Below are 14,166 nucleotides of genomic sequence, written 5' to 3' on the forward strand. Positions count from 1 at the left end.
CCGCCATGGCTGCCAGACCCCCCCTCGTCGCACTTAAAGATGTCCGTCTCCAGGACGGTCAACGTCCCCTGTTCGACGGCGTCGATCTGGCGGTTGAACCGCGCAGCCGCGCCGCCCTGGTCGGGCGCAACGGCGCCGGCAAGTCGACCCTGATGAAGATCGTCATGGGCCTGATCGAGCAGGACTCGGGCGACCGCTCGGTCCAGGCCGGCACCCGCTTCGCCTATGTCCCGCAAGAGCCGGACGTGAAGGGCGACACCCTGCTGGACTACGCCTCGTCCGGCGGCGCCGAGCGCTGGACCGCCGAGAGCTGGCTGGCCACCTTCGGCCTCGACCCGGAAAAGCCCGCTGTCGGCCTGTCGGGCGGCGAGACGCGCCGCGCCGCCCTGGCCAAGGCCTTCGCCGAAGAACCCGACGTCCTGATGCTGGACGAGCCGACCAACCACCTCGACATCCTGGCCATCGAACTCCTGGAAAACGAACTGGTCCAGGCCCGCTTCGCCGTCCTCGTCGTCAGCCACGACCGCGCCTTCCTGAACAAGGTGACGAATACCGTCCACTGGCTGGAAAACCGCCGCGTCCGCACCCTGAACAAGGGCTTCAACGCCTTTGACGAATGGTCCACCAAGGTCATGGAGGAAGAGGCCGAATCCTTGCGCCGCCTGTCCAAGACCATCGAGCGCGAGACCGCGACCTTCTACTCCTCCATCACCGCGCGCCGCAGCCGCAACGAAGGCCGCGCCCGCTCCCTGCAAGCCCTCCGCGCCGAACACGCCGAACGGGCCAAGGACCAACCGCGCGAGCTCTATCTCGGCGTCGATTCCGGCGTGACCTCGGGCAAGCTGGTCGCCGACCTCAAGGGCGTGTCCAAGGTCTTTGGCGACCGCGTCATCTTCAAGCCCTTCACCACCCGCATCATCCGCGGCGACCGGCTGGCCATCGTCGGCCCCAACGGCGCGGGCAAGACCACCCTGGTCAAGGTGCTGCTGGGCGAACTGGCCCCCGACGAGGGCACGGTCAAACTCGGCTCCAACCTGGAACCCGTCTATCTGGATCAGTCGCGCGAGGGGCTGAAGTCGGACATGACCCTGTGGGACGCCCTGACGCCGGGCGGCGGCGACAGCATCATCGTGCGCGGCTTCTCCAAGCACGTCGCCGCCTACGCCAAGGACTTCCTCTTCTCCGAGGCCCAGCTGCGTCAGCCGATCTCGACCCTGTCGGGCGGCGAGCGCAACCGCCTGCTGCTGGCCCGCGCCCTGGCCAAGCCCGCCAACATGCTGGTTCTCGACGAACCGACCAACGACCTCGACATGGACACCCTCGACAAGCTGGAAGAGCTGCTCGAGACCTATGACGGCACCCTGATCCTGGTGTCGCACGACCGCGACTTCGTCGACCGTCTGGCCACCTCCACCATCGCCATGAACGGGCGCGGCGACATCGTCGAAACCCCGGGCGGCTGGACCGACTTCATCCGTCAGAACCCCGGCTTCCTCCAGCCCGGCTCAAATCCGCGCCCGCAGGACAAGGAGGCCGCCGACGAAGGGGCGCGTCGGGTCGAGAAGGCGGAGCCTTCTGACCGCGCCCCCGCAAAAAAGCCCGGCAAGCTGTCGTTCAAGGACGCCCACCGGCTGAAAGAACTGGAAGCCCTGCTGGAAGCCCTGCCCGGCCAGATCGCCAGGCAGGACGCCATCCTGGCCGACCAGTCCCTCTACACCCGCGACCCCAAGGCCTTCGACGCCGCTATGAAGGCCGCCGACAAGGCGCGCGCCGACCTCGAATCCGCCGAGATGGAATGGCTGGAACTGGAAGAGAAGAAGGCCGCCCTGGCGGGCTGAGGCCCCGCGATTAGGCTTGGCCGTGGATGACGGGGTATGCTCCCCTCATCGCGGGCCAGGCTATCTTGGGCGCCCGCGACTGGAAGAGAGCGGTGACGCACGCCGCACACTCCCGCCTGTTTTGGCTCGGGAGGTATCCGTGACCTATTTCTGCCTGATCGAATCCGACAGCGCGTCGGCGCTCCATATGGAGGTGCTGGAGGCCCAGTGTCCCCTGGCCGCCCAGGACGAAGCCGCGAGTCTGATGGCCCAGCATCCGGGCGCCGTCTCGGCCCATGTCTTCACCACCGACACGACCATCGCCACCCTCTACGCCCACGCGCGCAAAGCCGCCTGACTGCGGCGAGGCCGTCTCAGGGGACGGCTCGGGGCCGTCAAGCGCTGCAAAGCCCCTGACGACCCCGTCTGAACGGCGTCAGGCAGGCTCGCCCTCGGCCTCCTCGGCCAGGAAGTCCTCGGCGGAGACAAAGGCGGCGCCCTCGGCGTCCAGCACCCACATGCCGATGAAGGCCGGGTGCTCGGGGTCCAGGTCTTCCTCCAGGAGGTCGCCGTCATAGAGGCCGACATTGCTGTAGTCGAAGTCCAGCAGCAGTTGACCGGCCATGCCGATCATCTCCTCGGCCATGCGGCGCGAATAGCCTACGGCTTCGCTCTGGTCGGCGAAGTCGTCCGTCAGCGTATTGACCTCGGCCGCCTCGCTGCCTTCGGTCGCGCTGGTGGTGACGATTGTGTAAGCGGGCATAGTCATCTCTCTTGGGGGTGGAACCTCACCCCTAAACGGTTTGCCCGCCGACGCCGCCTGATTTCGGCAAACGATCGGGTGATCGCGGTCGATTAGTCGCGCAGGCCCCGGTCATTGCGCTTGGTGGCGCGGTAATGCTTCTGCAGCCCCGCCAGGCGGCGGCGCTCGGCGTCCTTGGCCACGCGGTCCGCCTTCTCTTCCGCCGCCGCCAGCTCCAGCTTCAGCTTCTGGAAATGGGCCCAGCGGTCGGGGTCCAGCGCCCCGCTCTCCAGCGCCGCGCGCACGGCGCAGCCCGGCTCGTTGGCGTGGCTGCAATCGCTGAACTTGCAGTCCTGGGGCAGGTTCTCGATGTCGTCGAAGGCGGCGTTGACCCCCTCCTCGGCGTCGATCAGGCCGACTTCGCGGATGCCGGGCGTGTCCACGATCATGCCGCCGCCGGGCAGACGGATCAGCTCGCGATGGCTGGTGGTGTGGCGTCCCTGGTCGTCCGACTCGCGAATGGCCTGGGTCGCCATCCGGTCCTCGCTCAGGAAGGCGTTGACCAGGGTGGACTTGCCGACGCCGGACGAGCCGATCAGGACGCAGGTCTCGCCAGGTTTGACCTCGGACAGCAGGGCCTCCAGCCCCACGCCCTCACGCGCCGAGACCAGCAGCATCGGACAGCCGGTCTCCAGGGCGGCGATCTGGGCGGCCAGGTCGTCGGCCACCGCCTGAGGGGCGTCGCTGAGGTCGGACTTGGTCAGCACCACCACGGGCCTGGCTCCGCTCTGCCAGGCGGCGGCGAGATAGCGCTGGATCCGACGCGGATTAAGGTCGGCGTTCATCGAGGTGACGATAAAGGCCACGTCGATGTTGGCGGCGATGATCTGCAGGCCGCGCGTGCTGTGCGCCGCCCGGCGGACAAAGGCGGTGCGGCGCGGCAGGATGGCGTGGATGGTGGCCGTGCGTTCCTGCGGATTCTGCGACAGCGCCACCCAGTCGCCCACCGCGGGGTGGCCCAGCTCCTTGGCCTCATGCAGGAGACGACCGGACGCCTTGGCCCGCACCTCGCCCGCATCCGTGACGACCAGATAGCCGTCACGCTGCTGCAGCACGACCCGGCCGGGGGTGTGGCCCGCACGCGCGTGCGGCGCAAAGGCCGCCGCCAGCAGGTCGGACCATCCATACTGTTCGATCAAGTCACGGGCATCCCTATCGCCGGGCCGTCTGCCGCCGGATTTCTGCGACCTCTATGAGCCCGTCAGGCGTCGCCGTCACCTGTCAGATGGCTGGGACGGCGCGGAACTTGGGCGCCGGTCGCCGCCCCTGCATTCCTGTGGACGCCGCACGCCGCTGATTCAGCGTCACGATTTCCTTCCGTCCACAGCCGACGCCGGACTTGCCCACAGACCGGCGGCTGCTTGCCCACAGGCCGCCGAATCACCCGCTTGCCAGAAATCCTCGTTCGTCGGAACCTCATCAGGCCGAGGGACACGGCGGCGCGGAAAACCCCAGATCAGCAATGACGGCGGGGTTTCAAGCGGGTCGGTCCGGCTCTCTGACCCAGGGTTCCAGGCCTCTTCGGAGGACCGGAAAACACCGAGGCAGGGCCACAGGCTCCCGACCTTTCAGCGCCTCGGCGCAGGGGTTGTGGAGAACCGGGCCGGGATTGAAGACGACGCGTCCCGACGACGCGCCCGACGCAGCCAGGAGCCGCCAGGAGACCAGCCGCCGCCGCCGGGTTCGCCCGGGGCGCCAGAGCGAAATCGGTTTGGACGCTTCGCGTTCAAACTCAGATCTTCGCTTCGGAAAATGGCCAGGCCCTGACCCAACCGGCCAGGTCCAACCCGGACTTGGCGAGGGGACGGGATCACGGACGGCCCTCGGGCGGTTCAGGATCGCGTCCCCTCGCTCAATTCCAGGGTGCGGTGCGGCGCCGCCGACCTTTCCAAGTGCGCCGCCGATCCCTAAACCTCAGTCAATGACCTTCGATCTGTTCTCCCGCCGCAGTCTGCTGCTGGGCGCCGCCGGCCTGACCGCCGCGGGCGGCCTGTCGGCCTGCGGCCGCGCCGAGGCGCCGGTGGACGAAGCGGGTCGCGTGCGTCTGCGCCTCGCCGCCGGGGGGCCGGTCAACGCCGCCCACGGCGGCTTCTATCAGGCCATCGCCACCGGGGCCTATGAGCGGCGCGGCCTGAACGTCGAGATCCTGACCGGGGCGGCGGGCGCCGACGTCCCGGCCCTGCTGGCCGCCAGCGCCGTCGAACTGGCCGTGGGCGCCGACAGCTTCGCCCCCCTGCGGCTGATCGCCGACCGCGCCCCGGTCAAGGCCGTGGCCGCCTTCCTGCAAAAGGACCCGGTGGTCCTGATGGCCCGGCCCAACCAGCCGCTGGAGGCCCTGTCGGCCCTGCGCGACCGGCCCATCCTGATGAGCCCGGCCGACCATGCCGGTTTCTGGAACTGGCTGCGCGCCCGCTTCGAGCTGACCGCCGACCAGGCCCGGCCCGGCGCGCCCGAGGACAATCTCAAGGCCTTCCTGGCCGATCCGAAGGCGGTGCTGGTCGGGCGGCTGACGGCGGGCGACCCCGCCGTGATCGCGCGCGAGACCGGGATTGCGCCGCGCGTCCTGATCCCCGCCGACGACGGCTATCCCTCCTATGGCGGCCTGGTGCTGGCCCCCAACGCCTTCGCCCGCGACAACGCCCGCGCCCTGCGCGACTTCATCGCCGCCTCGGTCGAGGGCTGGCGCGACTATGTCCACGGCGACGGGGCCAAGGGCGACGCCCTGATCCGCCGCGCCAACCCCGACCTGACCCAGCGCCTGCTGAACGCCGCGCGCGACAGTCTGAAGACCGAGGCCGTGGTCGACGGCGGCGACGCGGCCCTCTACGGCCTGGGGGCCATGACGCCCGAGCGCTGGCAGGCTTTCGCCGAACAGAGCGCCGAGGCCTTCCCCGCCGCCCCCGACTGGCGCGAGGCCTTCACCGCCCAATACCTGCCGGGCCGCAGCTAAGGCGCCGCCCCCACCCCGGCGTTAGCAGCGGATTAAGCCGTCACGGCCTAGGCTGTCGCCTCAACGCCGTCTCATGCAGGAGGCCGTCCGTGCGACGCCCGCCGATCACCGCCATCCTGACCGCCGGGGCCTGCGCCCTGGGCGTCGCCGCGCCCGCCGCGGCCCAGGACGGCGCGGGTCAGCGCTACCTCGCCTGGCCCACCAAAAGCGCCCCCCCCCGCGCCGCCGCACCGGACGCCGCCGTCGGAGCCGCCGCCCCGGTCGTCTATGCCGCCAACCCGACCGCCGACGCGCCGCGCCGCCGCGCCCCCATCATCCCCCACGGCGGCTTCGGCCGGATGCCCGACACCGCCCCGGCGCAGAATCTGACGCCGGCCAGCGCCTGGCTCGGCCCCCACGCCCCCGTCTATGCCCCGGTCCCGCCGCCCGCCGCCTACGCTGCGCCGACTGCGACGCCGTGGACGCGCGACCTGACACCGCCGGCGCCGACCCGCGCTCTGCCTCAGCCCGTCTATGCGCCCCCGGTCGCGGCCCCGACCTATGCGGCCCCGCCCCCCGTCCAACCGACGCCGCAGCCGCCCGTCGCCTACGCCCAACCCGCCCCCGCTCCGGCGGCTGCGCCCGCCGCCCCCGCGCCTCCGCCTGAGCCCATGCCCGCTCCGGTCGCCGAGGCCTCAGCGGCCGCGCCGGTCGCCCCCGCGCCCGACGCCCCGGCCTTCGACCCCATGGCGCCCCGCCGCGACGCCCCGATCTTCCGGCTGCAGCGAGCCGCCCCGAGCGAGCCGTCTCCCGCCCCGGCGACCGCCCCAGCCCGCGTCCCGACTCCGGCGCCGCCCCAGAATCAGGCTCAGGCTCAGGCTCAGGCTCAGGCTCAGGCTCAGGCTCAGCCGCCGCAGCCCCTCCAGGCCGCGCCTCAGGAAGGCGCCCGCTACTATTCCCTGCACCGCCAGGCCGGTCGTCAGCCCGACGCCACGCCGCTGCCGCCGGCGGTCTATCTGGACGGTCTGCCCGTCGAGCTGACGACGCCGCCGGCCTCGACCGACCTGGCCGCCCCCCCGGCCCAGCCCGCCCTGATCCGCAATTCCAACGGTCGCCTCCAGGCCGCCCCTGACACCGAAGTCACAGACCAGCCATGAGCGACGGCGCCGCCCTGCCCCCCATTGTCGACGCCGCCTCGCGTCTGCCGGACCTGATCGCCCTGGCGCAGGAGACGTCCAGCGAGAAGCGGCGCGCCCTGCTGCGCGAACTGACCGACACCTTCTTCGGCGCGCCGGAGCGCAGCGAGGCCGAGAGCGCCCTCTATGGCTCGGTGCTCAGCGACCTGACCGACGCCATGGAGGTCGCCGTCCGCGCTGAACTGGCCGAGCGCTTCGCCGCCGCGCCCGACGCCCCCCGCCAACTGATCCGCCGCCTGGCCAACGACGAGGCCGAGGACGTGGCCCAGCCCGTGCTGCGCGCCTCGCCGGTGCTGACCGAGGCCGACCTGATCCAGGTCATTCGCTCGCGCGGTCAGGGCCATATGCGCGCCGTCAGCCAGCGGGCTTCGGTGTCCGAGGCGGTGTCCGACGCCATCGTCGAGCGCGGCGACGACGAGACGCTCGGCGTCCTGCTGGGCAACGACGGCGCCCAGCTTTCGCGCGCGGCCTGCGAGGCCGCCGTCGAGCGCGCCCGCGCCAACCCGGCCCTGCACGCCCCCACGGTCGAGCGCGCCAACCTGCCGCCCGATCTGCTGAACGAGATGTATTTCGAGGTCGAGGCCCGCCTGCGTCAGCGCATTCTGGAACAGAACGCCCGTATGGACCCGGCCCTGCTGGAGGCCGCGCTGACGGCGGGGCGCACCCGCGTGGCCACCGACGACGGCGCCCTGCCGCCCGACTATGCCGAGAGCCTGGCCTATGTCGAGGAACTGAACGTCGCCAGCCAGCTGACCCCGCCGGTCCTGGCCCGCTTCCTGCGCTCGGGCAGCCGGACCTCCTTCCTGATCGCCCTGTCGCGCCTGGCCGACATCGACTTCCACACCGCCCGCCAGATCGTCGAGCGGCGCGAACTGGACGCCCTGGCCGTGGTCTGCAAGGCCGCCGACCTGGATCGCGCCCTGTTCCTGACCTACGCCGTCGTCCTGCTGAACACCGACGGCGACGCCATGGGCAAGGCCCGCGCCTATGCCGGCATGTACAACGACCTGACCCACGAAGCCGCCCAGCGCACCCTGCGCTTCTGGCGCATGCGCAAGGCCATGCACGCGGCTTAAAGAAGCGCAACGCCTCTCCCTCCCCTTCATGGGGAGGGTGGTCGCGATAGCGACCGGGTGGGGAGGGCGTGGCGATACCGAACGCGGCGTCTGACTTGCCGAAGCGCCCCCACCCGTCTTCGCCCTTTGGGCTCAGCCACCCTCCCCATGAAGGGGAGGGAGAAAGCCGCGCCTACTCAATCCGCTCCAGCAACCCGAAGGGCGTTAGCGCCCCAAAAATGCCAAAACGCCCGCCTTCCTTTCGGAAGACGGGCGCTGCGCCAACCTTGAAAAGGTCGGGTCTTACTTCTTGGCGCGGGTGGCGCGGGCCGGTTTGCGGCCGCCCTGGCCCAGGCCCATCTGCTTGGCCAGGTCCGAACGGGCCTTGGCGTAGTTCGGGGCGACCATGGGGTAGTCCTTGGCCAGACCCCACTTGGCCCGGTATTCCTCGGGGCTCATATTGTATTTGGTGCGCAGGTGACGCTTCAGCGACTTGAACTTGCGGCCGTCTTCCAGGCAGATCAGGAAGTCAGGCGTAATCGACTTGCGCACCGGAACCGCCGGTTCCTTGGGCTCGGGCTCGACTTCGACGGGACCGGAAGACACGCCCGACAGAGCCGCGTGGATTTGAGCGATCAGGCCGGGAACGGCCTCGGCCGAGACGGTGTTGTTGCTCACATAGGCCGACACGATGTCCGCCGTCATTTCGAGCAGTTCGGGTTTTTCTTCCATGGGGGGTCGCCTATTTCATGAGCCAAACGCATTCGACTGATCAGACCCGACCCGTCGGAGATTGGTTTCATACGTATGTTTGGCGATAATGGCAATGCAAGCATAGGCCATCACTGAAATGGCGCTTTCGTCTACTGATCTCATGACAAGATCAGTCGCGAGCCTTCATCGACCGAAGTTATCCGCAAGCGCCAGCATGGCTCCGCGCTCGGCCACGGAGTATTCGTGGAGCAGCTCTTCGTCGCCCTCGCGGATGGCGCGCAACAGGGCCGGCGTCAGGGCCGATGACAGGGACCAGTTCCAGTAACGCAGCACTGTCTGGGCCCGATCGACCGCCAGCATCTCATAGGTGATCTGCACCCGCTCCCAGTCGGGATGGACCTCGCCGTCGGTGGTCAGCTCCGGGCGGCGCAGGCCTCGCCACAGGGCCTGAAGATCCAGGCGCGACAGGCCGGTGGCCTTGCACAGAATGGCCAGGGGCTCGCCGCCCGCGTCGCCCATGATCTTGGCTGAGGTCAGGGGCTTGATCCCCGACAAATGGCCGATCTCGCTGACCAGGTCGCGGGTCATGCCGCCGTCGCCGGCGGCCGCGACCGCCGCTTCCAGGCCGCTATAGGGGCTCTTGTCGATGGCGGCGCGGTTGCGCTGGCGCCGCTCGATGAACTGCAGGGCCTTGCGCGTCACCGGGTCTGACCAACCCTCGGCGGCGGCCAGGGCGAACAAGTCCTCGACGCTGTCCTGAAGCACTTCGCGCGACACGGCGAAGCGTTGCAGGACGATCCGCCGCTCCTCGGGTCCGCACCACCAGAACATGACATAGGCGCCCGACGGCCTCAGCTCCGCCCGCTTCAGCAAGGGGGCGCACAGCCCCCGGCTCTGACGGCTCAGGGCCACCACGCCCTCGATGGCCCCCTGAGCCAGGCGCGCCGAGGCGTTCTTCAGCACCGCCTCGATGACGGCGTCCTCGCCAAAGCTCAGCAGCGTCTCGGTCACGACCTCGGACAGGCCGCGCCGCTCAGCGATCAGCAGCCGATGGGCGATGCCCGCGTCGCGGGCGCAGCCGATCAGGTCCACGTCGGTCAGCGAGGCGCACTGCTCGATCAGCGGTCCGGCCACCGAGGGCTCGTCGCGCAGCAGCAGTCGCGCCAGGCTGTCGGGCAGTTCCGCCAGCGGGGCCAGCCGCACCGCCACCCGCCGCCGCTCCTCGACGGAGGCCAGCCGCAGCAGGTCCACCAGCAGGTCGCCCGTCACCGCCCGCTCAAAGGCGTTAACCCGGCTGGCGGGCAGGCAGACGACGTCCGCCAGCCGCCGCAGCAGCGTCTGGCGCGCTTTCGACGACCCGGGCGGGCGGTCGGGGACAGGAATGGCGGCCGGTACAGACATGGTCACGCTACCCTAGCGCGAGCCGGTTAACCGCGCGTGAGGGCGAAAAAACCTGCCTTTTTCTACTGACCTACAGCCCTTCGAACAGGGCCGTGGACAGGTAGCGTTCGGCGAAGCTGGGGATGATGGCGACGATGGTCTTGCCGGCGTTCTCGTCCAGCGCGGCCTGGCGGAAGGCGGCGATCAGGGCCGCGCCCGAGCTGATGCCGACCGGCACGCCCTCGACCCGCGCCACCTTGCGCGCCATGTCGAAGGCTTCGTCGTTTGAGACCTGTTCGACCCCGTCGATCACGGCGCGGTCGATGATGGAGGGCACGAAGCCGGCGCCGATGCCCTGGATCTTGTGCGGCCCCGGCGCGCCGCCCGACAGGACCGGCGAGGCGGTCGGCTCGACGGCGATCATCTTCACCGAGGGCTTCCTGGCCTTCAGCGCATGGCCGACGCCGGTGATGGTGCCGCCGGTGCCCACCCCGGCGACGACGATGTCCACCGCGCCCGCCGTGTCGTTCCAGATCTCCTCGGCGGTCGTGACCTCGTGGATGACCGGGTTGGCGGGGTTCTCGAACTGCGAGGGGCTGACGGCGCCGGGGGTGCGGGCGATCAGATCCTGGGCCATGCTGATGGCGCCCTTCATCCCCTGCTCCGCCGGGGTCAGCACCAGTTCGGCGCCCAGCAGGGCCAGCATCTTGCGGCGTTCGATCGACATGCTCTCGGGCATGACCAGGATCAGCTTGTAGCCCTTGGACGCCGCCACGAAGGCCAGAGCAATGCCGGTGTTGCCCGAGGTCGGCTCGATCAGCACGGAGCCGGGCTTGATCTTGCCCGCCTGCTCCAAGGCCTCGACCATGGCCACGCCGATGCGGTCCTTGACCGAGGCGATCGGGTTGAAGAACTCCAGCTTGGCCAGCACGGTGGCCTTGGGCTGATACTCCGCCGTCAGATTGGGCAGCCGCACCAGGGGCGTGTCGCCGATGGTGTCGATGATGCTGTCATAGACCCGGCCGCGTCCGGCCTTCTTGTGGCGGCTGGCGTCGTAGGCGGTGTCGGACATGGGGAGATCTCCGTGCGGCGAGTTTCGTCTAAGTGACAGCCCTTATACGCCCGAGGCAAGATCGCGCCTCACAGGATTTCTCACCGCCGTTTAAGCGCAGCTATAGACCCTCACCCCGCCAATCGCCGCCGCGCCGGATCAAAGGGCAGGACCTCGCGGATCGAGATCAGGGTCTTGAAGGCCCGCACCCGCGCGTCGTCGTTCAGCACCTCACGCGTAAAGACCTCATAGGCCTCCATCGTCGGCACGCGGACATAGAGGACGAAATCGGTCTCGCCGGTCACATACCAGGCGGCCTGGACCTCGGGACGGGCGGTCAGGCTGGCGATCAGGGCGTCCAGCACGGCGGTCCCCTCGCGCTCCATCTCGACCAGGACATGCATGGTCAGGGCGCGCTCCAGCCGCCCCTCGTCGATCACCGCCACGTCGGCGACGATGACCCTGTCGTCGCGCAGACGCCGCAGCCGCCGCGACACCGCCGATTCCGATAGCCCGACCTTTTCGGCCAGCACCCGCGCGGGCTGCAGGTTGTCACGCCGCACCAGATCCAGCAGACGACGGTCGAAGTCATCGAGAGCGACAGTTTCCTGCATTTGAATTCACCCTGATGATGCTTTCTTGCATTCTATCAGCAGATTTCAGCGAGAAACACAGGCGGCTTTTCACTAGGTTCCCGGCCGATGTCCACCCCCACCCTGTCCCTGGATTCGCCGCGCCTTTCGGCCGCCCTGCCCTATCTCGCCCTGGTCGGCGGGATGGTGTCGCTGGCGGTCGGCACCTCCTTCGCCAAGGGCCTGTTTCCGCTCGTCGGGGCGGAGGGCACGGCGACCTTGCGCGTCGGCCTGTCGGCCCTGGTCCTGATCGCCGTCTGGCGGCCGTGGCGGTTCCGGCTGACCCGCGCCGACGCCGGACGGGTGCTGCTCTACGGCCTGGTGCTGGGACTGATGAACCTCAGCTTTTACATGGCGCTGCGGACCATTCCGCTCGGCCTGGCCATCGCCATTGAGTTCAGCGGTCCGCTGGCCCTGGCCCTGATCCATTCCCGCAAGCTGGTGCATTTCGCCCTGGTCGGCCTGGCCGTCGCCGGCCTGGCCCTGCTGTTGCCGATCTGGAGCGGGGTCGAGGGGCTGGACCCGGTCGGCGTCGGCTTCGCCGCCTTCGCCGGCCTGTGCTGGGCTCTGTATATCGTCTTCGGCAAGCGCCTGTCGCACATGCACGCGGGTCAGTCGGTGGCGCTGGGCATGAGCACCGCCGCCCTGGTCATCCTGCCCTTCGGCGTCTCGACGGCGGGCGCGGCCCTGCTGGCGCCCTCGGTCCTGCTGCTGGGTCTCGGCGTGGCTTTGGTGTCCAGCGCCCTGCCCTATTCGCTGGAGATGATCGCCCTGCGTCACATCCCCAAGCGCACCTTCGGCGTCCTGCTCAGCGTCGAGCCGGCCATCGGCGCCGTGGCGGGCATGGTTCTGCTGCACGAACAGCTCAGCCCTCTGCAGTGGCTGGCGATCGGCTGCATCATCGCCGCCTCCATCGGCGCCGTCCTGACCGCGCCGAGGGGCCAGTCCCCCGACCTCAGCGAACCCGGCGCCCCGGCCTGACGGATCAGAAGGCGGCCCGCAGCCGCGCCCGCTGCTCTTCCAGCACGGTCGGCGCCCCGGCCTCGCCCGTGCGGAAGCGCCCGACCATGCGGGCCAGCCCTTCGGCCTCGGTCTTCAGGTTGGCCGCCGCCGCCGTGGTCTGCTCGACCATGGCGGCATTCTGCTGCGTCACCTGATCCATCTGGTTCACCGCCGCATTGACCTGGCCCAGACCCGAGGACTGTTCCTGGGCCGAGGCCGCGATCTCGGCCACCAGGGCGTCCATCTCACCCACCTTGCCGGCGATGCCCTCCAGCGAGGCGCCCGCCTCATTGACCAGCTTGACGCCTTGCGCCACCTCGGCGGCGGAGGCGGAAATCAGGGCCTTGATCTCTTTGGCCGCCTCGGCGGACCGCTGCGCCAGCGCGCGGACCTCGGAGGCGACGACCGCAAAGCCTCGCCCGCTGTCGCCCGCCCGCGCCGCCTCGACGCCGGCGTTCAGGGCCAGCAGATTGGTCTGGAAGGCGATCTCGTCGATGACGCCGATGATGTCGCTGATCTGGTTCGAGCTCTGACGGATGCCGTCCATGGCCGCGACCGCCTCGCGCACCACCAGGCCCGAGCGATCGGCCTGGCCGCGCGCCTCGCCGGCGACCGTCGCCGCCTGGCGCGCGCCCTCGGCGCTGCGCTTCACCGTGGCGGTGATCTCGTCGAGGGCGGCGGCGGTTTCTTCCAGCGAAGCCGCCTGCTGCTCGGTGCGGCGCGACAGGTCGTCCGAGGCGGTGGAGATTTCGTCCGAGCCGCCGCGCAGACCGGACACGGCGTGCAGCACCTGGTTCATGGTCTGGCGCAGGCAGTCGACTGCATTGTTGAAGTCGTCCTTCACCCGACCGTGGGCGCCGTCCATGTCGCGTTCGATCAGGGCCGTCAGGTCGCCGTCCGACAGCCGCGACAGGCTGCCCGCCAGGGCCTCGACCAGGCCGTTCTGGGCCGCCTCGGCCTCCAGCCGCGCAGCCTCGCGGCGGGCGGCCTCCTGTTCGGCCTCGGTGATGTCCACCGCCAGCTTGACCACCTTGCTGGGCCGGCCGTCGGGGCCCATGACCGGGTTGTAGCTGGCCTGCAGCCAGACCTCGCGCCCGCCCTTGGCCAGACGGCGGAACTTGGTGGCGACGAAGCGCCCCGCGTTGAGATCCTGCCAGAACTGGGCGTAGGCCGGGCTGGCCGCTTCGGCAGGGTCCATGAAGATGCGGTGGTGCTGGCCCCTGATTTCGTCGAGACGATAACCCATGGTCTTCAGCAGGTTGTCGTTGGCGTCCAGTATGACCCCGTCCAGATCGAACTCGATCAGGGCCTGGGACCGGCCGATGGCGGCCAGCTTACTATCCAGATCATGGAGCTTCTGCTCCATCTGCTTGTGGCGTTTGTTGCCGAACATCCAGCCCGCTCCCCAGCGATAGCTTCGGTTGATTGCGCCTGGAGTGTAAAATTTGAAACCTTCCTTTTTCTGCGGCGCGATCTAAGGGCCAACCCGTAGCCCGACTTCACCGCTCGTTAACCACGATGAGGCATCCGTTAACGGATAGAGGCGCTGCGTTCGGACCACCCCGACGCCGTCTTCAGGGGCCGTTTC

13 protein-coding genes are annotated in these 14,166 nt (G+C 69.5%); 6 read left to right on the forward strand and 7 right to left on the reverse strand.

Annotation, left to right across the window (positions count from 1 at the left end):
- The first annotated feature begins 5 nt into the window (after positions 1–5).
- Entirely contained in the window at positions 6–1,838 is a 1,833-nt protein-coding gene (locus P0Y52_11180) for an ABC-F family ATP-binding cassette domain-containing protein (GenBank protein WEK57099.1), read from the forward strand.
- A gap of 139 nt (positions 1,839–1,977) precedes the next feature.
- On the forward strand, positions 1,978–2,175 hold the full coding sequence (locus P0Y52_11185) for a hypothetical protein (GenBank protein ID WEK57100.1): 198 nt from the start codon (positions 1,978–1,980) through the stop codon (positions 2,173–2,175).
- 78 nt (positions 2,176–2,253) lie between these two features.
- Here P0Y52_11185 and P0Y52_11190 read toward each other — a convergent pair whose 3' ends face one another.
- Complete coding sequence (locus P0Y52_11190; protein WEK57101.1) at positions 2,254–2,580, reverse strand: hypothetical protein; 327 nt, start codon at positions 2,578–2,580, stop codon at positions 2,254–2,256.
- Positions 2,581–2,672: 92 nt separating this feature from the next.
- Entirely contained in the window at positions 2,673–3,758 is a 1,086-nt protein-coding gene (rsgA, locus tag P0Y52_11195) for a ribosome small subunit-dependent GTPase A (protein ID WEK57102.1), read from the reverse strand.
- A 782-nt stretch (positions 3,759–4,540) separates the two neighbouring features.
- On the opposite strand from rsgA, the gene P0Y52_11200 reads away from it, so the two are divergent.
- The 3 genes from P0Y52_11200 to P0Y52_11210 all read left to right on the forward strand — a co-directional run bounded on the left by P0Y52_11200 (position 4,541) and on the right by P0Y52_11210 (position 7,820).
- Complete coding sequence (locus P0Y52_11200) at positions 4,541–5,569, forward strand: ABC transporter substrate-binding protein (GenBank protein ID WEK57103.1); 1,029 nt, start codon at positions 4,541–4,543, stop codon at positions 5,567–5,569.
- An 89-nt stretch (positions 5,570–5,658) separates the two neighbouring features.
- Positions 5,659–6,705, forward strand: coding sequence for a hypothetical protein (locus P0Y52_11205; GenBank protein WEK57104.1), 1,047 nt, complete (start codon positions 5,659–5,661; stop codon positions 6,703–6,705).
- Positions 6,702–7,820 carry a DUF2336 domain-containing protein gene (locus P0Y52_11210; protein ID WEK57105.1) on the forward strand — a complete coding sequence of 373 codons (1,119 nt, stop codon included), beginning with the start codon at positions 6,702–6,704 and terminating at the stop codon, positions 7,818–7,820. The genes P0Y52_11205 and P0Y52_11210 overlap by 4 nt, the downstream gene beginning before the upstream one ends.
- 282 nt (positions 7,821–8,102) lie before the next feature.
- Here the strand turns inward: P0Y52_11210 and P0Y52_11215 are convergent, their stop codons facing one another.
- The 4 genes from P0Y52_11215 to P0Y52_11230 all read right to left on the reverse strand — a co-directional run bounded on the left by P0Y52_11215 (position 8,103) and on the right by P0Y52_11230 (position 11,558).
- Entirely contained in the window at positions 8,103–8,531 is a 429-nt protein-coding gene (locus P0Y52_11215; protein ID WEK57106.1) for a MucR family transcriptional regulator, read from the reverse strand.
- A 165-nt stretch (positions 8,532–8,696) separates the two neighbouring features.
- Entirely contained in the window at positions 8,697–9,914 is a 1,218-nt protein-coding gene (locus tag P0Y52_11220) for a DUF2336 domain-containing protein (GenBank protein ID WEK57107.1), read from the reverse strand.
- Positions 9,915–9,984: 70 nt separating this feature from the next.
- Complete coding sequence (gene cysK, locus P0Y52_11225) at positions 9,985–10,965, reverse strand: cysteine synthase A (GenBank protein ID WEK57108.1); 981 nt, start codon at positions 10,963–10,965, stop codon at positions 9,985–9,987.
- Between the two features lie 110 nt (positions 10,966–11,075).
- Positions 11,076–11,558: an Lrp/AsnC family transcriptional regulator gene (locus P0Y52_11230; protein ID WEK57109.1), complete on the reverse strand. Its 483-nt coding sequence runs from the start codon at positions 11,556–11,558 to the stop codon at positions 11,076–11,078.
- Between the two features lie 87 nt (positions 11,559–11,645).
- Between P0Y52_11230 and P0Y52_11235 the strand changes: the two genes are divergently transcribed.
- Positions 11,646–12,557 carry a DMT family transporter gene (locus tag P0Y52_11235; GenBank protein WEK57110.1) on the forward strand — a complete coding sequence of 304 codons (912 nt, stop codon included), beginning with the start codon at positions 11,646–11,648 and terminating at the stop codon, positions 12,555–12,557.
- A 4-nt stretch (positions 12,558–12,561) separates the two neighbouring features.
- On the opposite strand, the gene P0Y52_11240 is transcribed toward P0Y52_11235, so the two are convergent.
- Positions 12,562–13,971: a methyl-accepting chemotaxis protein gene (locus tag P0Y52_11240; protein ID WEK57111.1), complete on the reverse strand. Its 1,410-nt coding sequence runs from the start codon at positions 13,969–13,971 to the stop codon at positions 12,562–12,564.
- Positions 13,972–14,166 lie beyond the last annotated feature (195 nt).

The sequence above is a fragment of the Candidatus Brevundimonas phytovorans genome (assembly GCA_029203145.1).
GTDB lineage: Bacteria > Pseudomonadota > Alphaproteobacteria > Caulobacterales > Caulobacteraceae > Brevundimonas > Brevundimonas phytovorans.